The organism is uncultured Corynebacterium sp., from assembly GCF_902489365.1.
GTDB lineage: Bacteria > Actinomycetota > Actinomycetes > Mycobacteriales > Mycobacteriaceae > Corynebacterium.
Genome location: NZ_CABTZR010000002.1, coordinates 16,593 through 35,258 on the forward strand (window position 1 = coordinate 16,593; position 18,666 = coordinate 35,258).

The 18,666-nt window shown below is 63.1% G+C and carries 17 protein-coding genes; 5 read left to right on the plus strand and 12 right to left on the minus strand.

Annotated elements, in window-relative coordinates; all coding sequences use genetic code 11:
• Positions 1 to 179: 179 nt before the first annotated feature.
• Both RDN59_RS00390 and RDN59_RS00395 read left to right on the plus strand, forming a co-directional pair.
• Positions 180 to 479 carry a metalloregulator ArsR/SmtB family transcription factor gene (locus RDN59_RS00390; protein WP_308606061.1) on the plus strand — a complete coding sequence of 100 codons (300 nt, stop codon included), beginning with the start codon at positions 180 to 182 and terminating at the stop codon, positions 477 to 479.
• A gap of 27 nt (positions 480 to 506) precedes the next feature.
• Positions 507 to 920, plus strand: a complete 414-nt coding sequence (locus RDN59_RS00395) for a transcriptional repressor (protein ID WP_308606062.1) — start codon at positions 507 to 509, stop codon at positions 918 to 920.
• A 10-nt stretch (positions 921 to 930) separates the two neighbouring features.
• Here the strand turns inward: RDN59_RS00395 and RDN59_RS00400 are convergent, their stop codons facing one another.
• From RDN59_RS00400 to hemW, 10 genes are all read right to left on the minus strand, one after another.
• Positions 931 to 1,683, minus strand: a complete 753-nt coding sequence (locus tag RDN59_RS00400) for an isoprenyl transferase (RefSeq protein ID WP_308606063.1) — start codon at positions 1,681 to 1,683, stop codon at positions 931 to 933.
• Between the two features lie 10 nt (positions 1,684 to 1,693).
• Positions 1,694 to 2,410, minus strand: coding sequence for a DNA repair protein RecO (gene recO, locus RDN59_RS00405; RefSeq protein WP_308606064.1), 717 nt, complete (start codon positions 2,408 to 2,410; stop codon positions 1,694 to 1,696).
• A gap of 19 nt (positions 2,411 to 2,429) precedes the next feature.
• A complete protein-coding gene (gene era, locus RDN59_RS00410; RefSeq protein WP_374044562.1) occupies positions 2,430 to 3,425 on the minus strand; it encodes a GTPase Era in 996 nt (331 codons plus the stop codon).
• Between the two features lie 716 nt (positions 3,426 to 4,141).
• Complete coding sequence (pdxY, locus tag RDN59_RS00415) at positions 4,142 to 4,990, minus strand: pyridoxal kinase PdxY (RefSeq protein WP_308606065.1); 849 nt, start codon at positions 4,988 to 4,990, stop codon at positions 4,142 to 4,144.
• A gap of 50 nt (positions 4,991 to 5,040) precedes the next feature.
• Positions 5,041 to 5,616, minus strand: coding sequence for an rRNA maturation RNase YbeY (gene ybeY, locus RDN59_RS00420; RefSeq protein ID WP_046649037.1), 576 nt, complete (start codon positions 5,614 to 5,616; stop codon positions 5,041 to 5,043).
• Positions 5,613 to 6,578, minus strand: coding sequence for a PhoH family protein (locus RDN59_RS00425; RefSeq protein ID WP_308606066.1), 966 nt, complete (start codon positions 6,576 to 6,578; stop codon positions 5,613 to 5,615). Before RDN59_RS00425 ends, ybeY begins: the two co-directional genes overlap by 4 nt.
• Before the next feature lie 10 nt (positions 6,579 to 6,588).
• On the minus strand, positions 6,589 to 7,329 hold the full coding sequence (locus RDN59_RS00430; protein WP_308606067.1) for a 16S rRNA (uracil(1498)-N(3))-methyltransferase: 741 nt from the start codon (positions 7,327 to 7,329) through the stop codon (positions 6,589 to 6,591).
• Positions 7,329 to 8,471 (minus strand): molecular chaperone DnaJ, encoded by a 1,143-nt coding sequence (gene dnaJ, locus RDN59_RS00435; protein ID WP_308606068.1) that lies wholly within the window; start codon positions 8,469 to 8,471, stop codon positions 7,329 to 7,331. Before dnaJ ends, RDN59_RS00430 begins: the two co-directional genes overlap by 1 nt.
• A 54-nt stretch (positions 8,472 to 8,525) precedes the next feature.
• A complete protein-coding gene (hrcA, locus tag RDN59_RS00440) occupies positions 8,526 to 9,560 on the minus strand; it encodes a heat-inducible transcriptional repressor HrcA (RefSeq protein WP_308606069.1) in 1,035 nt (344 codons plus the stop codon).
• Between the two features lie 324 nt (positions 9,561 to 9,884).
• Positions 9,885 to 11,021, minus strand: coding sequence for a radical SAM family heme chaperone HemW (hemW, locus tag RDN59_RS00445; RefSeq protein WP_308606070.1), 1,137 nt, complete (start codon positions 11,019 to 11,021; stop codon positions 9,885 to 9,887).
• Positions 11,022 to 11,164: 143 nt separating this feature from the next.
• On the opposite strand from hemW, the gene RDN59_RS00450 reads away from it, so the two are divergent.
• Positions 11,165 to 12,538 (plus strand): hemolysin family protein, encoded by a 1,374-nt coding sequence (locus tag RDN59_RS00450; RefSeq protein ID WP_308606071.1) that lies wholly within the window; start codon positions 11,165 to 11,167, stop codon positions 12,536 to 12,538.
• Positions 12,538 to 13,605, plus strand: a complete 1,068-nt coding sequence (locus RDN59_RS00455; RefSeq protein ID WP_308606072.1) for a hemolysin family protein — start codon at positions 12,538 to 12,540, stop codon at positions 13,603 to 13,605. Before RDN59_RS00450 ends, RDN59_RS00455 begins: the two co-directional genes overlap by 1 nt.
• A gap of 180 nt (positions 13,606 to 13,785) precedes the next feature.
• On the opposite strand, the gene RDN59_RS00460 is transcribed toward RDN59_RS00455, so the two are convergent.
• Together RDN59_RS00460 and RDN59_RS00465 are read right to left on the minus strand one after the other, a co-directional pair.
• A complete protein-coding gene (locus RDN59_RS00460) occupies positions 13,786 to 14,466 on the minus strand; it encodes a hypothetical protein (RefSeq protein WP_070513599.1) in 681 nt (226 codons plus the stop codon).
• A gap of 158 nt (positions 14,467 to 14,624) precedes the next feature.
• Entirely contained in the window at positions 14,625 to 16,466 is a 1,842-nt protein-coding gene (locus RDN59_RS00465) for a long-chain fatty acid--CoA ligase (protein ID WP_308606073.1), read from the minus strand.
• 93 nt (positions 16,467 to 16,559) lie between these two features.
• Here RDN59_RS00465 and malQ point away from each other — a divergent pair, with 93 nt between their 5' ends.
• Positions 16,560 to 18,659 (plus strand): 4-alpha-glucanotransferase, encoded by a 2,100-nt coding sequence (malQ, locus tag RDN59_RS00470; protein ID WP_308606074.1) that lies wholly within the window; start codon positions 16,560 to 16,562, stop codon positions 18,657 to 18,659.
• Positions 18,660 to 18,666: the final 7 nt, after the last annotated feature.

The window sequence follows — 18,666 nt, forward strand, 5'->3', positions numbered from 1 at the left end:
CTCCTCTGGTAGGGGACAGTCTTTATACAGTGCGGCCTAGTCTAGCGTGCCCCCTCACAACGCGTGCCTTCACCCCGAAAGTGTGGTGTATTTTATACACTTTTCCGCATTCTTCAGCTATAGTACCGATAGCTCTCTTTTTAACTCTCCATCAATAGATATGACTGAAGGTGAATGGCGTGACCAACACCCAGAGCGAAGCTCTCCCTTTCGATCGTGCCGCGGCTGCCACCGTGATTAGCGCTTTGGATTCACCATTGCGCATCGATATCATTCAGCGCCTCTCCGAGCGCGACCACTATGTCCACGAGCTGGTCTCCGCGACCGGCAAATCGCAGCCGCTTATCAGCCAGCACCTGCGGGTTTTGAAGCGCGCGAACATCGTCGACAGCGAGCGCACCGGCCGCGAAGTCCGCTACTCTTTGGTGGCCCCTAAGGTGCTGCCTTTGCTTCGCGACGCCTCACTGGCCACCCTTTAATGGAAATGTGTTGATAAACTAAGCCCCATGGCCATCCACGACAGTATTCCCAAACTCGGCGCTCGCAATACCCGCCAGCGCACCGCCATCGTTGAGGTCCTGCGCAGTCTCGACAAGTTCGTCTCTGCCAAGGACATTCACCAGGCGCTTATCGACGGTAACCAAAAAGTCGGACTCACCACCGTCTATCGCACGCTCCAATCACTCTCGGAGATTGACGCAGTCGACGCGCTCCACATGCCCTCCGGCGAGACCCTTTACCGCCATTGCGAGAGCGATGCGCACCACCACCACTTGGTGTGCACCAAGTGCGGCCGCACCGAGGAAATCGATGGCGGCCCCATTGAGGAGTGGGCTTCCTCGGTAGCCAAGGAGCACGACTTCGAGCTCACCGGGCACGATGCCGAGATCTTCGGCATCTGCGCCGAGTGCCGCGCCTAAAGCCCGCGCGCTACTTGACGCCACCGAAGCGGCGGTCGCGCCGCGCGTACTCTTCCACCGCGGCGAACAAGTCTTCCGGCGTGAAGTCCGGGAAGAGCTTGTCCTGGTAAATCATCTCTGCGTAGGCCGACTGCCACAGCAGGAAGTTGGAGGTGCGCTTTTCGCCGGAGGGGCGCAGGAACAGATCCACGTCCGGCATATCGGGGTCATACATCACCGAGCTCACCGTCTTCTCGTTGATGGAGCGCGGGTCGAGCTCGCCACGGGAGACTTGCTCGGTGAGTATCCGGATACCGTCGACAAGCTCGGCGCGCCCACCGTAGTTCACGCACATCACCAGGGTCATCTTGGTGTTGTCCTTGGTCAGCTCCTCGGCGGCCTCGAGCTCCTTGATCACGGAGCGCCACAGGCGCGGGCGGCGGCCGGCCCACACCACGCGCACTCCCCTCTCGTTGAGCCAGTGGCGCTGGCGGCGCAGCACGTCGCGGTTAAAGCCCATGAGGAAGCGGACTTCCTCCGCGCTGCGGCGCCAATTCTCGGTGGAGAAGGCATAGGCGGAAAGATAAGGAACACCAAGGGAAAGGCAGGCATCGACGACGTCGAGAAGCACTGCTTCCCCGCGACGGTGACCTTCGGTGCGCTTCATGCCGCGCTCCTCTGCCCAGCGGCCGTTGCCATCCATGACCAGCGCGATGTGGCGCGGCAGGAACTCCTGCGGGATGGCGGGCGGGTGGAGGACTCGGTTCGGGTCAGGCGTAATCACGGGTTACAGTCTACTGTTCCATGATCCCCAGCGCGCCAACGCTTCGCTCAAGATGCCATTGCAGATGCGCGCGAATGAGGCGATGGGCCTCTTGGGCTTGGGCGTTCGTCGGCTGGCTGGGGTGGTCATGGGCGATAAGCCACATGTGGTGCAGGGTTTCCGGGTCCACCTCGGCGGCCCCTGGCGGGCGGCATTGGTGGCAGGCGGCGCCGCCCACGGCTGGGTGGAAGGCGTGGTGGGGGCCGGGCCTTTGGCACTGGGCGCAATCGAAAAGGCTGGGCGCCCAGCCGGCGTGGGACATGGATTTGAGGAGGAAGGCGTCAAGAAGCAGGAGCGGATCGCCGTGCTGAAGCTTGTCGAGGACATCGACGCAGGCCTCGTAAAGGTAGGGATCGCCTGGGGCGTCGGCGGCGGCGAGGCGCTCGGCGGATTCGAGGGCGGCGCAGGCGGCGGTGTAGCGCTCGTAATCCTCGATGATGCGCGCGCCGAAGTAATCCACGGTATCGGCCTGGGAAATGGTGTAGAGGTTGCGGCCGGGATAAAGCTGCACGTCGAGGTTGACGAAGAGCTGCAGGCGGGAGCCGAAGCGCGACTTGGCGCGGCGGACTCCCTTGGCCACCCCGCGCACGAGGCCGTGGTGGCGGGTCAAGAGCACGATGATGCGGTCCGCTTCCCCGAAATCATAGGTGCGGATGACGAGGGCGCGGTCGCGGAAATTCTCCCGCACTTTAGAAGATCTCCTGCATTTAGAAGCCCAGGCGGCCCAGCGCCTTCGGGTCCGACTGCCAGTTCTTCAGAACCTTCATGCGCAGGTCAAGGTAGACGTTTTGGCCAAGGAGCTGAATGATTTCCTTGCGGGCGGTGCCCACGATGCGGCGGAAGCGGCGGCCGTCCTTGCCCTCAATGATGCGCTTCTGGCCGGGGCGCTCTAGGTAGAGGATGGCGTGGACGTTGAGGACATCGGGGCGTTCCTGGCTAGGCAGAATCTCATCGACCTCGACAGCGACCGAGTGCGGCAGCTCGTGCTTGAGGCCGGAGAGCGCGGCTTCGCGGATGAGCTCGGCGATGCGCTGGGACTGATCTTCATCGGTGACGTGGTCATCGGGGTAGAACTTGGGGCCTTCGGGGAGGTGGTCCACGATGACCTGGGTTAGCTCATCCAGCTGCACGCGCTCGGTGGCGGAGACCGGGATGACCACGGCATCGGGGTTCTCTTCGGCGAGCAGCTCGTGCAGGGCAAGCAGCTGGGCGCCAACCTGGTCCTTGGAGGCTTTGTCCAGCTTGGTCACGATGCCGATGATGGGGGTCTTCGGGGCGACTTTGCGGACGTTCTCGAGGATCCAGCGGTCGCCGGGGCCAATCTTCTCATCCGCGGGGATGGTCAGGCCGATGACGTCGACGTCCGCGTAGGTGTCCTTGACCACCTCGTTGAGGCGCTCGCCGAGCAGGGTGCGCGGGCGGTGCAGGCCGGGTGTGTCGACGAGGACGATCTGCGCATCCTCGCGGTGGACTAGGCCGCGGATGGGGTGGCGGGTGGTTTCCGGCTGGTCAGCGGTGATGGCGATCTTCTGCCCTACCAGGGCATTGGTCAGGGTGGACTTGCCGGTGTTGGGGCGGCCGACGAAGGACACGAAGCCGGAGCGGAAGCCCTCTGGCGTGTCGGTGTAGTGCGAATAGTCCGCGGCGGTGGCCTCGCCTTCTTCAGGCAGGTCCGCGAAGGCGGCGTCGAAATCGGTGCTCATATTGTTTTTCATCATAGCTCACGATTTCTGAATTCCCGCTCCCGCTGCGTGCAGGACAGAAGGTCCTTTTCGTTTGGTCCTCCTACTCTGGTCTCTTCTCTGTACAAAGGGACCACCTGTTGGCTGTTTTCGCGCGATAGGTGGTCCCTTTACGGTGCACAGGGACCACACTAAAGGGACCACCTGCTGATGGGCGGCGAATGCCGGCCGAACCTGCCCATGGACAGGGCTGGCGGGCGTGTGGCTGGGGGCTGGCGGGTGTGCCTGCACTTGGTTCTAGTCAGAGGGCATTAGTCATATGGTTTGTTTGCCCCCAAACGAACCATCCAGCCGCCCACAAAAGGTTTGTTTGCCCCCAAAGAAACCCTCTGACCTAAACCATCTGAGTAGAACCATGTGGCTGGAAGCAATGTCGCAGTCTTGAGGCGAGAAAGCCACGTCCGGGTAGGGCGGGAGTCGACTGCAAAAAGGGATCAGCCGGATGGCGCCTACCACAAGACCTCCGCTAGAAGGCATCCGGTGAAAGGCATCTTCCACAAGGCGTCGGTCAAAAGGCATTTCTGGTAGTGAAAACGCCTTTTGACTGATGCCTTCTGCGAAATGCCGTTTGCGGGACACCTTTGGCAGGGCCCAAGGCTCAAAATGAGATACAAGTCAAGGCCAAGGCAAATACGCGAGACCGCGAAGGCGCGCGGTCGGCGGTTGCGGATTGGAGGCTAGAGCTCCTCGACGTGGAACTGCAGGCGCGGGTTAGCAAAGACGTCCTGGGACTCAATGAGCTGCAGCTCGCGGGCGTCGGCCTCGTAGGTGGTGTGCAGCAAATCGTAGACCGAGGAGGCGGTGCGCTTGAGCGCTTCCTTTGCATCGTGCGTTTCCACGTAGTGGCCGGTGAAAAGCGAGGCCGTGACATCGCCCGAACCATTGCGCTTGAACGGCAGCTTGGGGGTGGTCACCAGGAAGGCGCGCTCACCGTCAACGGCGAGCATCTCAATCTCATCCTCACCGGTTTCCGGGCGCTGCACCGAGGTCACCAGCACGGTCTTCGGGCCGATCTCCTGAGCGCGCTTCACCGCGGCGAGGGTCTGCTCCAAGGTTCCCACCTCGGAGTCGGTCAGGTAGCCCAGCTCAAACTGATTCGGGGTGATGATGTCCGCGACCGGAACGACCTTATCGCGCAGCAGCGGCGGGATTTCATCCGAGACGAAGCAGCCGGACTTGGCGTTGCCCATCACTGGGTCGCAGGCGTAGAGGGCCTTGGGGTTCACCGCCTTGATGCGGTTCACAGCATCCACAATGGCACCGGCGATGTCCGGACCGCCCTGGTAACCGGACAAGATGGCGTCGATGCGCGGGAAGGCGCCACGCTTCTCGATGCCATCCACAATCGCCGTGACCTCTTCCGCCGGGATCATCGGCCCGCCCCAATCGCCATAACCGGTGTGATTGGAGAAGTTCACCGTGTGGATAGGCCACACCTCATGGCCAGCACGCTGAAGGGGAAAGACTGCTGCGGAGTTGCCCACGTGGCCGAAGGTGACGTGGGACTGGATGGAGAGGATGTTCATAATCCCCTATTGTGCTACTCCCCACCACGCACCTCAACGTTAGGGCTACTTTAAATGCCGCCGCCGGGAACTTCCTTATCCAGCTCGGCACGCTCGGCGGCGTCCGGGAAGGCCTTCGGGCCAGAAGGCTTGGGCTGGTAGCTCACGCCGCGTGCTGCCAGGTCCTCATACCAGTCCGCCAACAGCTCGTTCTGCAGGCCGAACATTTCCTTCTCCTCCGCGGCGGTCGTGTGGTCATAGCCCAGCAGGTGCAGGCAACCATGCACGGTCAACAAAGCCAGCTCGTGGCCCAGTGAGTGGCCGGCCGCCGTGGCTTGGCGCTGGGCAAACTCCGGGCAAAGCACAATATCGCCCAGCATCGCAGGGCCGGCCTCCACCGCGTCCGGGCGGCCTGCGGTAGCGCCCGGGGTGAGCTCATCCATGGGGAAGCTCATAACGTCGGTCGGGCCTTCCAGGTCCATCCAGCGCACGTGCAGCTCCGCGATGGTATCCAGGTCCACCGCGGTAATCGTGCACTCGGCATCCGGATTCACGTCGAGGCGGCCGAGGGCATAAGAGCAGACGTCGATCAGCATCTCCTCGTTGACGCCGTCATAACCGGACTCGTTGATGAATTCAATGCTCATTTCTTCTCCTCCTGCTCAGCAAAGTTATCGTAGGCCTCGACAATGCGCCCGACCAGCTGGTGGCGCACCACATCAGCAGAGCCCAGCTCCGCGAAGTGAATATCCGGCACGCCCTTCAGGATGCGGCGCACCAGACGCAGCCCAGAGACCTGACCACCGGGCAAGTCCACCTGGGAAATATCGCCGGTCACCACAATGGTGGAGCCAAAGCCCAAACGAGTCAGGAACATCTTCATCTGCGCCGGCGTGGTGTTTTGGGCCTCGTCGAGGATGACGAAGGCATCGTTGAGCGTGCGGCCGCGCATATAAGCCAGGGGCGCGACCTCGATGATGCCGGCCTCCATGAGCTTCGGAATCATCTCCGGGTCAATCATGTCCCGCAAAGCGTCGTACAGCGGGCGCAGATAAGGATCGATCTTGTCGTTCAAAGTGCCAGGCAGAAAGCCCAGCTTCTCCCCCGCTTCCACGGCCGGGCGGGTCAGGATAATGCGGCTGACCTGCTTGGCGCGCAGGGCCTGCACGGCCTTGGCCACCGCCAAGTAAGTCTTACCGGTACCGGCCGGACCGATACCGAAGACAATCGTGTTCTCATCGATGGCCTGCACATAGCGCGACTGCCCAAGAGTCTTCGGCCGCACAGCCTTGCCGCGGCGCGAGACGATATCGGCCGCGAGCGTCTCGGACACAGACGCCGGGGCCTCCACGGCCACCAGGTCCAGGGTGTGCTTAACGGTATCCGTGCTCACCGGATGGCCGCGGCGCGCGATGGCCTCGAGCTCCTCTAAGACCTTGCGCGCACGGGCTACCTCATAATCGGGGCCGGCGGCAGTAATGGTGGTACCGCGGGCAAAGAGGTCCACGCCCACGAGGTTGCCCAAAACGCGCAGGTTATCGTCCGCCGGGCCGAGCACCGTGGCTAGGTAGGCGGAATCGAGATCAAACTTGGTGGTGATAATAGGCACGCCCAAAAGGCTACCAGCGCGCGGTCAGGGTGCCGATGCTGGCCAAGGCCACCATGCTTGCCGACGCCGTCCGCAACACCTCCGGCCCCAACTTGATCGCCGTCGCACCGGCGTCCTGCAGGCGGGCTAGTTCCTCCGCACCGATGCCGCCCTCCGGGCCCACCAGCAGGTAGATCGTCTCGGCGGAGCCGAGGTCCTCTAGGTCCTTGAGACGGATCTCCGCCTCCTCGTGGAGAACCAAGGCTCGTGCACCCGAAATCTCCTGGCACAGTTGACGCGTGGTCAGCGGGCCGCGCACCGCCGGTACGCGCACTCGGCGCGATTGCTTGGCGGCAGCCACGGCCGCGGATTCCCACTTGGCTAGCGCCTTCGGGGCCTTCTTCGCATCCCACTTGGACACGCAGCGATCCGCCTGCCAGGCAATGATCTCATCCGCCCCGGCCTGGGTGGCCAGGTCGACGGCGAGCTCGGCGCGCTCCGACTTCGGGATGGCCTGGACCACCACGACGCGTGGGGAGGGCTCGGGGATGATCACGAGGTCGTCGACAAGCGCAGCCAGCGTGTCCTTGCCCTGCGTATCGGTGATGGTGGCGGTGGCGCGGCGCCCGGAGCCGTCGATAAGCACCAGGCTCTCGCCCGGGGCCATGCGCTTGACGGTGACCGCGTGGCGGCCCTCCGCGCCATCAAGGCCCACGGGCTGGCCGACTTCAGCGAGGGACAGGTCCGGGTGGAGGAAGACGGGCAAAGACATTAGCGGCGGAACTTATCGCGGAAGCGGCTAAAGAGGGACTCGCCCTGGCCATCCCCGGCACGGTGCACCTCGGTGCCGCCGTGGCCGGCGTTGCGGACCTTCTCCAGTGCCTCGCGGGTCTTCTTATCCAGGTCAGTCGGGACGACAACGTCCACGTGGGCGTGAAGGTTGCCAAAGCCGTCCGTGCGCAGGCGCGGCATGCCTTTCCCCTGGAGGGTGATGGACTCGCCCGGCTGGGTGCCCGGCGCGATATCGATGGTGAGCTCTTCGCCGTCGAGCTGCTCGACGGTACAGGAAGCACCCAGCGCGGCATCCACCATGGGCACGCGCACGGTCAGGTGCAGGTCATCGGCGTTGCGCTCGAAGACGGGGTGCGGCTCGGTGTGCACCTCGACGTAGAGGTCACCGGCGGGGCCGCCGCCGTGGCCGACCTCGCCCTGGGACGCCATGCGGATGCGCATGCCATCACCAATGCCGGCGGGGATATTCACCGTAATATCGCGGCGCTTGCGCACGCGGCCATCGCCGCCGCAGTGGCCACAAGGATCGGTGACTACTTCGCCGAAGCCGTAGCACTTCGGGCAATCGCGGGTGGTCATCATGTTGCCCAGCATGCTGCGCTGGACCTCTTGGACCTGGCCCATGCCGCCGCAGTGATCACAGGTCACCGGCTTGGACTTGGACTCAGAACCGGTTCCCTCACAGCGGTCACAGACAACAGCGGTATCCACCTTGACCTGCTGCTTGACGCCGCTATAGGCCTCCTCGAGGGTAATAGTGGTGCGCAGGAGCGCATCATCGCCCGGCTGCACGCGGGAACGCGGGCCGCGGGAAGCTGCTCCCCCACCGAAGAACTCGGCAAAGATATCCCCGAGGCCACCGCCACCGAAACCACCAAAGCCGCCGCCCTGGGCCGCGCGCTCCTCCATGGGGTCACCACCCATGTCCACAACCCGGCGCTTCTGCGGATCCAGCAGAACTTCCTGTGCAAGGGAGGCCTCGCGGAACTTCTCCGCGGCTTCTTCATCGCCCGGGTTGACGTCCGGGTGGTACTTGCGCGCCAGCTTGCGGTAGGCCTTCTTAATCTCGGCGTCGGACGCCGACTTTTCTACTCCAAGAATGCCGTAGTAGTCACGAGCCACGTACTGTCATCCTTCTATATCTCGTTGATTCTAAATCTAATCCGACGGGCCAGCTTACTCGCCCGCCAAAATTTCACTCACATAGCGTGCAACGGCAGAGACCTTGGAGATTGTTCCCGAGTAGTCCATATATGTCGGCCCGACAACACCTAACCCGCCAAGCGCCGCCGCATCCTCGCCGGTGCCGAAACCATAGCGCGTGGCCACGACGGAGGTTTGGCGCAGCTCATCGGCTTCGTTTTCCTCACCGATAGAGACCGATACGTTGCCTAAGTCCGGCACACGGGCCAGCAGCTTGAGTACCACGACCTGCTCTTCGAGCGCCTCGATGATCGACGGCAGACCCTCGGGCAAGGCCACGCGGGTGAGATTGGACGTACCCGCCATGATCAGGCGATCGGAGGGCTGCTCCACGAGGGTCTCAATCAGCGTCGTCGCCGCCTTGAGGAGGTGAGGGCGGATGTCGGCCGGGGAGTCGTCGACAAGCGCGGCCAGCTCCACCGAGGCTTCCGTGAGCGTTTTTCCCTCCAGGGCGGTGTTGAGGATATCGCGCAGGCGGTGGGTCTGCTCGGGGTCGATGACATCATCGAGCTCCACATTGCGCTGATCAACGCGCCCATTATCCGTAATGAGCACCAAGAGCAGACGCACCGGTGATAGTGCGACGACCTCGCAATGTTTGACGCGGGAGACCTTGAGGTTCGGCATCTGTACGACGGCCGCTTGCTTAGTTACCTGGGCCAGCAGCTGGACAGACCGGCGCAGCACGTCTTCCAAATCCACGCCGCCCTCGAGGAAGGTGAGCATGGCGCGGCGCTCGGCCTTGGAAAGCGGCTTGACATCGTGCAGCGTATCGACGAACTGGCGGTAGCCCTTCTGCGTGGGCACGCGCCCGGAGCTGGCGTGTTCTTGGGCGATGAGCCCTTCGGCTTCGAGCACGGCCATGTCATTGCGAATCGTCGCCGAGGACACGCCCAGCTGGTAGCGCTCGAGCAGGGCCTTGGAGCCGACGGGCGATTGTGAGGCGATGTAGTCCGCGACGATGGCGCGCAGGACCTCTTGGCGGCGGGCATCGGTGGAGCTAGACATGTCTTTAAGGCTATCCGTTCTGGCGGGCAAGTGTGGACGCTGGTGCCAATCTTCCTAGGCACGCTGGCAGTCCGCCACAACTTCCGGGTGGTTCCATAATGTGCTTCAAGAAGGGTTCATCATGCGCTTCCAGATAGCTCGAATACTGATGGTCCTTACGGATGGTCCCTTTAGTCTGGTCTCTTATCGGTGCAAAGAGACCATCTGCGGGCGCCTTTCCTGCGATAGATGGTCCCTTTTCGCCGTAAAGGGACCAAAGCAAGAGGACCCAACTATAGGGACCATTTTGTGAGTCAAGCCCGCCAACGGGGGCGCGGAGGCAAACTAGCGGGCAGTGTCTTCCGCGACGAGGAGGTCAGTGATGATGCCATCCGCGAGCAGGCGGCCAGCCTTGGTCACGCGGAGGCGGTCCTCGGCGCGCTCGAGCAGGCCGCGCTCGATGAAACGCGCGGCCACGGGCTCAGCCGCCGGCGCGAGCCAGGAAGCGGGGATGCCCTCGCGCAGGCGCAGCCCCAACATGATGCGCTCGGTATGGCGGTCAGCCTCCGTGAGCTGCTCGCGCTCCTTCACCGGCAACTCGCCCTCACCTACCGCCTTGATGTAGGTCCGCGGGTTCTTCACGTTAAAGAAGCGCTCGTTGCCCAAGTGCGAATGGGCGCCCGGACCCGCGCCCCACCAATTGCCGTCCACCCAATAGATGCGGTTGTGCTGGCACTCCCCACCCGGCTTGGCCCAGTTGGAGACCTCGTACCACTCGAAACCTTCAGCTTCGAGCGTGGAGGAGATCATCTCATAGCGCCGGGCCAGCACGTCCTCATTTGGGGCGGGCAGCAAGCCCTTGGACACCTTGCGGGCCATACGCGTGCCGTCCTCCACAATGAGTGAATACGCGCTGATGTGATCCACCCCGGTCTCCAGGGCGCGCTCCAAGGTCAGGGCAACGTCGGCGTCCTCTTCTGTCGGCGTGCCATAAATCATGTCCAAGTTAACGTGCTCGAAGCCCGCGGCAATGGCCTCGCGGGCGGCATCGAAGGCGCGGCCCGGCGTGTGGGCTCGCTCCAACACGGCAAGCACCCCTGGGGAGGCGGATTGCATGCCCAGGGAGAGGCGGGTAAAGCCGGCGTCGAGAAGCCCGGCGAAGTACTCCGGCGAGGTGGATTCCGGGTTGGATTCCGTGGTGACCTCCGCGCCTGGGGCGAGGCCGAAGGTGTCGCGGATCTTCGACAAGACACGGCCCAGGCCGTCCGCGCCCAGCAGGCTCGGCGTGCCGCCGCCAATAAAAACCGTTTCGGCCTCACGCCCCACCTGCGCCGCCGCCATATCCAGTTCCTTCTCCAGCGCAGCCAGATAACCGCTGGTCAGATCCCCTCCCAGCTCACCGGGCGTATAGGTGTTGAAATCGCAATAGCCACAGCGGGAGGCACAGAAGGGAACGTGAATATAAAGACCGAAGGGATCCATGGGGAACAAAATAACCGACTAAGCCGTTGAAGCGGTAGTCTATAGTGCATATTTGCAATCCCCGATAGTTAAGAAAGGCCCCCTTTTTCGTGGAACCTCCGAGTCGATGTCCCCACCGCCTACGTAAGGCGGTGGGGTAAGCCGTGTTATCTGCCATCCTGATGATTGTGGCGGGTTTCGCCGTCATCGCTCTCATTATCGTGGCTAACGCCTACTTCGTGGCGCAGGAATTCGCCTTCATGTCGGTGGACCGCACACAGCTGCGCCAGCGCGCGGCGACCGGGGATAAGCCCGCGGAGCGCGCCTTAAAAATCACGCAAAAGACCTCCTTCATGCTCTCCGGTGCGCAGCTGGGTATTACGATTACGGGCCTGCTCATTGGTTATGTGGCCGAGCCCCTCGTGGGCCAAGGCCTAGGCCAGCTGCTCGGCGGCGTGGGCGTGCCCACGGGCGTGTCCGTCGCCATCGGCACGGTCACCGCGCTGGCGGTGTCGACAGTTCTCACGATGCTCTTCGCCGAGCTCTTCCCCAAGAACTACACCATCGCCGCCCCCATGAAGTCGGCGCTGTGGCTGTCCGCGTCCACCATGTGGTACCTGCGGATTTTCGGATGGCTGGTCCACTTCTTCGAGTACTCCTCTAACGCCCTGCTCAAGGTTTTCGGCATCGAGCCGGTGGAGGACGTTGATTCTTCCGCCACCACCGATGACCTGGAATCCATCGTGGATGCCTCCCACGAGGCCGGCGACTTGGATGAGGACACCTACCTGGTCCTCGACCGCCTCCTCGATTTCCCCGAGCACGATGTCGGGCACGCCATGATTCCGCGCTCGCGCGTGGATGTCATCGAGCCGGAGACCACCATCGGTGAAGTGCGCGAGATGATGTCGGAAAACCACACGCGCTACCCCATCATCGACGATGAGCACAATCCCATCGGCGTGGTGCACCTCTACGATGTGCTGGGCACTGAGCTGCCTCCGGCCACCCCGGCTCGAGAAATCATGAAGGAACCCGTGGTGGTGCCGGAGCTCATGCCGCTTCCCGACGTCGTCACAGAGCTTCGCGACGCCGACGAGAAACTCGCCTGCGTCATCGACGAATACGGTGGCTTCGTCGGGATTGTGACCATGGAGGACCTAGCCGAGGAAATCCTTGGTGATGTCACCGACGAGCACGACCTCGAAGAGACCGAAGAAATCACCGAGCAGGACGAGACGCACTGGATCGTCGACGGTGACACGCCCATCGACGAGATCGAGCGCGCCATCGGCCACGACCTGCCAGAGGGCGATTTCGAGACCGTCGCCGGCCTGCTCATCGCGCACTCCGGCACGCTACCGGAGGAGGGCGAGGAGCTTTCCATCGAGCTCGAGGCCGAACCGGAAGACTGGGTCGACGGCGACGAGGCCCCCACCCGCACGCTCAACGTGCGCGTCGAGGAAATCGACCGCCACGTCCCCTCCGTCCTGGCACTCGAGCTGGTGGAGGAATTCCCGGAAGGAGAAGATGACTAATGACTGATACCTGGTGGTTCAACCTCCTTATCACTCTGCTCATCATCGCCGCTTCCGCCTTCTTCGTGGTCATCGAGTTCTCCCTCATGGGTGCGCGCCGCAACCGGTTGGAGGAGACCGCGGAATCCTCGGCGGCTTCGCGCGCGGGCCTACGCTCGCTTAATGAGCTGACCGTCATGCTGGCCGGCGCCCAGCTGGGCATTACCGCCGCGACCTTCGTCCTGGGTGCCGTGACCAAGCCCTGGGTCCATCACCTGCTCATGACCCCGCTGGAGGCTCTCGGCCTGCCGCTGGGCGTTGCTGACGTCATTTCCTTCCTGCTAGCCCTGTTCGTCGTGACCTTCCTGCACTTGGTCATCGGTGAAATGGCTCCGAAATCGTGGGCCATCGCCCACCCAGAGACCGCCCTGCAGCTCATTGCGGTGCCCGCCCGCGGCTTCATCTGGCTCTTCCGTCCGCTGCTGCTCTGGATCAACAAGATGGCCAACAAGCTGGTGACGATGACCGGCGAAGAACCCGTCGACCGTGCTGGTGCCGCCGGCTATGACGCGGAGACCCTGCGGCACCTCGTCGAGCACTCGCGCCTGACGGGCACGCTTGACGACGACTCCGCCAACCAGATCACCGGCGTCATCGAACTGGAAGCCGCCACCGCGGCGCAGCTGGCCCGCGAGCACGGCTCGGAAATCCTGCCACTTTCCTCCGATGCCACCGTGGCTGAGCTTCATGACCTCGTGGTGCGCAAATCCATCATGCGCGTGCTGGTCTACCCGCGCACCTCGCGCATCCCGCGCATCGTCCACGTGCGCGATACCCTGCTGGCGGACCCGGACACCCCGGTGCTGGATTTCTCCCGCCCAGCACTAGCTGTAGGCTCCTCCTCCACCGTGCAGAAGACTCTGGACCAGATGCGCGCTCGCAACGAGCAACTCGTCGTCGTGGGCAAGCCCACCAAGGACAAGACGGTGTGGATTTTGACCTGGGATGACATCATGGGTCAGCTGTGGCCGCAGATTACGGAGCAGCTGGACCAGGCCGTGCCGGCGTCGAAGAACCCAGGGGTCTAGCGCTTACGCGCTAGACGATGACACACGAAGCTAAGCGTGGCACAGGAAGCTAAACGGTGGCACGCAAAGTTATTCGTGCCACACTAGCAACGAAGAGCGCCACCGAGAGAGGGAATCTCGGTGGCGCTCTTCGTAGGTAATCCTTGTGCGTTGGCAACAAGGAAGTCTGTAATGCGGCGACTAGGCGGTCGTGGCGGCCTTCTTCTGGCGCTTGGCGCGCACACGGGCAACGACGGCGTCAATACGCGCGCGCTCCTCTAGGAAGGGCGGCGGGTTATGCCCACGCATGGTGCGCACGAAGGCGGGGTGCGCCTCAACGACGGTGTGACGCCAAGCCTGCACGGCGATGAGCGCGGACTCGCCGGCTCGCTTGTACAGGTTCGGCAAGGAGACCACATCGAGGTTGCGGGCCACGGCGTCGGTTTGCGCCAGCACGTACTCGACGAGCTCGCGCAGGTAGGCGGCCACCGCGGCGGTGCGGCCACGCAGGGTTTCTGCCAGCTCCGAGACCACAACGGGCGGGCCGGAGATGGGCAGGCCCTCAGCCAATGCGCGGGCGGTAAGCTGCTTGGGCTCCTCGACATCATTGTCACCGGAGGAAGCAGCGGAGATGGTGCCGGACTTCAGCCCGGAGACCAGCGCGTGGCGCAAGCCGATGAGCTCGCCCACGCAGCGCCCGGAATCCACGCGGGCGTCCTCGACGATGTCCCCCAGCTCAGCCAAGCAGTCGAGGGAAAGTTCATCATCCCAGTCCTCGATGGCCTCGATGAGGTGCTCGATGTAGTCAACGACTTCGTCGCCGATGTTATAGATTTCTTGGGTCAGCTCACGGTGGCGCAGCTCGGCTGCGATTTTGTGCATAGGCTACCCTTTCCGCGAGAACCTCTAGTTGAGGTTTAGAGTTTTTCTGACCCCGCTGACTCTATTAGAGATTCTCCCGTGGGTCTGCGCGACACTCCGAAGGAATTCACAGACTCCGTCCAGCGGCTGCATTCCGCCGGACCGTACCTGCGCCGACGTTACTTCTTGCCGGCGTAGAGGCGCTCGATATCCGCTGCGTAGCGCTGCGCCACGACATAGCGCTTCACCTTCATCGTGGGGGTGAGCTCGTTGCTTTCCTCGGTGAGGTCCTGGTCGAGGATGACGAACTTCTTGATGCCCTCGGCGTGGGAGACCGTAGCGTTGACCTGGTTGATGGCGTCCTGGATATCCGCGCGCAGTGCCGGATCCGCTGCCACCTCACGCATGCCCTTGGTCGCAGAAATGTTGTGATCGGCCTTCCAGCGCTTGAGCGCATCCTCATCGAGTGTGAGCAAGACGCCGATGAACGGCTTGCCGTCGCCGACCACCATGGCCTGGGAAATCAGCGGGTGGGAGCGCAGGATATCTTCCATCGGCCCCGGCGAGACGTTCTTACCGCCAGCGGTGACGATGAGGTCCTTCTTGCGGCCGGTGATAACGAGTTTGCCGTCCTCATCAATCTCACCCAGGTCACCGGTGTTGTACCAACCGTCCTGCAGGGCGTTCTCGGTGGCCTCCTCGTTCTGCCAGTAGCCCTTGAAGACGATATCGCCCTTGATCATGATCTCGCCGTCGTCATTAATGCGCAGCGTCGTTCCACCGAGCGGCGGGCCGACGGTACCGATGGACTGGTCCACGAAGTCCACGGCGGCGGCCGCAGCGGTCTCCGTGAGCCCGTAGCCCTCATAGATGGTCACGCCGATGCCGCGGTACCAGTGCAACAGGTCCTGCGAGATGGCCGAGCCACCGGAGATACAGTACTTGACTTCGCCGCCCATGGCCTGACGAATGGCGCCGTAGACCAGCTTGTCATAGGCCTTGCGCTTGGCCTTAAGAACTCGGTTGGGCCCCTCCGGGGTATCCAGTGCCTTCGAGTACTCGATGGCGACCTTCTCTGCACGGTCGAAGATGGCGCCCTTGACTGCAGAAGAACCGTGGGCCTTGGCGGAAGCGCCGTTGCGAACCTTTTCAAAGACGCGCGGCACACCCAGGATCAGGTTCGGGCGGGAACGCGCGAACTCGATGGTGATGGTGCCAAAGTCGGACCAGTGATTCTGGGACGCACCACCGATGGTGACCGCGAGGGACACCGCACGGCTAAAGACGTGCGCTAGCGGCAAAAAGGTCAGAACGTGGGAGCCCGGCACGGCGATGGCACCGATTGGGTTGGTCAGCAGGCCGCGCGCTTCAGCGAGCCAGTTGCGGTGGGTCAACATGCAGCCCTTGGGCCGTCCGGTGGTGCCGGAGGTGTAGACCAGCGAGGCCACGTCATCGGTAGCTGTGGCCTCGATGCGCTGGTCGACAGTATCGTCACTGACATCACGGCCTTCAAACTTCAGGGTATCGATGGCGGAAGAGTTGATCTCTAGGATGCGGCGCAGCTGGGAAGGAGAGCCGTGCAACTGTGGGGTGCCATCCTCTTGCAGCTTCAGGTGCTTGACCAGCTCGGAGTGCTCGCGGGTTTCCGTAATGGCCAGGATGGCCCCGGAATCCTCGATGATCCACTGGACCTGGGACATGGACGAAGAGGGGTACACCGGAACGGAGATAGCACCGGCCGCCCAGATGGCGTAGTCCAATAGGGACCACTCATAGCGGGTGGTAGAGATAAGCGCCACGCGGTCGCCCTGCTCCACGCCGAAAGCGATGAGGCCCTTGGCCACCGCGTAGACTTCCTCCACAAATTCCTTGGCGGTGACGTTGATCCACTCATAATTCGCGGGGCGGGTAAACAGCACGCCATGTGGGCGGGCGTGCGCCGTGGCCATCATGGCGGTAAGGCAGGTCTCCCCGTCTTTGATCTCGAACTCCACTTTCGTGTGCGCTTCATTCAAAGTCACAGTTGTGTCCTTTCCCACAAAAATTAAATTCCAGCCCACTCTACCAATCGGATTTCTCCCGCGCGCAGGGAGGGCGTGGCACAATTGGGGGATGTGACTACCCGTGATCTGCTTCAAGAACTTGCCCAACGCCACGGTGTGGCCTGCGAGTATACCGCCCAGAACGGACAGCCCGTCTACGTCAGCGATGAGACAATCACCTATACGCTGCGTGCACTCGGCGTCTCTATTTCAGACCGTCCGGACGATGAGGAGCTGACCCAAGCCCTGTTCGAGGACTACCTCGAACGCGCCTCCCGCCCGCTGCCGCCCTGCGTGGTGGCCCGCGAAGGCGCCGAAAAGTCCTTTGCCGTCCACGTCCACGACGGCGACCCCGTCACCGTCACCATCGAGCTGGAAAACGGCGAGACGCGGCCGACCTACCAGGATCCGAACGACGCCCCGGCTGCCGACGTCGCCGGGACCATGTGGGGCGAGGCCAGCTTCCACGTTCCCGGGGACCTGCCCTTAGGTTTTCACAAGCTGCGCTTGTCCTCGCCCGGCATCGGCGAACACGAATGCCCGCTCATCGTCGTGCCGAATCACCTCAGCACGGCGGATCGCTACCTTGACCACCCCGCGGCGGGTGCCATGGCGCAGCTGTATTCGGTGCGCTCGGAAAAGTCCTGGGGCATGGGTGACTTCGGGGACCTCGCCGAGTTGGCGGAGACCTTGGCTCCCGATTATGACTTCCTCCTTATTAACCCACTGCACGCGGGCGAGCCAATCCCGCCAGTGGAGGATTCGCCCTACCTGCCCACCACGCGGCGTTTCATCAACCCGATTTACATCCGCATCGAGGATATTCCGGAGCTGAAGCTGCTCAGCCCGGAGCTTCAGGAGGACGTCGCCGAGCTCGCCGCCGAGTTCCGCGAACGCAACCGGTCTGCCGAAGAGATCGACCGTGATTCCATCTTCGAGGCCAAGCTGCAGGTGCTGCAGGAGCTCTTCAACCAGGAGATGACCCCGGAACGCCGCACCGCTTTTAGTGAATACCAGCGCCGCGAAGGCCGCGGGCTGCGCAACTTCGCGCTGTGGTGTGCAGAGACTGAGCTGGATCGCCACAGTGGCCGCCGCCACGCGCTGAGCCTCGATGTCAACGACTTGGCCGAGTTCTATTCCTGGCTGCAGTTCCTCTGCGATGAGCAGCTCGATGCCGCCCAGCGCCGCGCGCTCGACGCCGGCATGAGCATCGGCCTTATCACCGATATGGCCGTGGGCATCCACCCCGCTGGTGCCGATGCCGTCAACCTCTCCGAGTACCTGGCTCCCCAGTGCTCGGTGGGTGCTCCGCCGGATGACTATAACCAGCAGGGCCAGGACTGGTCGCAGCCGCCGTGGCACCCGGTCCGTCTGGCAGAGGCCGGCTACGAGCCGTGGCGCGATTTGCTGCGCACGATGCTGGGCAACGCTGGCGGTCTGCGCGTCGACCACGTGCTGGGCTTGTTCCGCCTGTACTGGATCCCGCGCCACTCCACCCCGCTCAACGGCACCTACGTGACCTATGACTGGGAAGCCATGCTCGGCATCCTCGCGCTCGAGGCCGAGCGCGCCGGCGCGGTCCTCGTCGGCGAAGACCTGGGCACCCTGGAGCCCTGGGTGCAAAATGCATTGCGCGATATGGGAGTACTCGGCACCACTATCATCTGGTTTGAACACGCCAACGAAGGCCCCACCCCGCGCCCGCAGGATCAATACCGCCACATGGCGATGTCCTCTGTAGGCACGCACGATCTGCCGCCAACGCTCGCCTTCCTGCGCGGCGACCACATCGCACTGCGCGCCCGCCTGGGCCTGTTGACCCGCCCGGTGACGGAGGAAGAGGCCGAGGACCGTGCATGGCAGGAGGAGGTCAAGGATAACCTGCAGGCCTATGGCATGTTGGAGAACCGCGAGAACGAAGAGGACGTGCTGGTTGCCCTGCACCGCTACATTGCGGGAACCCCCTCCGCACTGACGGTCACCAACGTGGTGGATATGGTCGGTGACGTGCGCGCGCAAAACCAACCGGGCACGACGAAGGACCAGTACCCCAACTGGTGCATCCCGCTGTGCAACACCGCCGGCGAGCCAGTCCTCCTGGAGGATCTTCCGAAGCAGGAGCTCTACCAGCGCCTCGCCCAAGCCGCCAAGAGGCCAGGGGCCGAGCACTAAAGGAGTG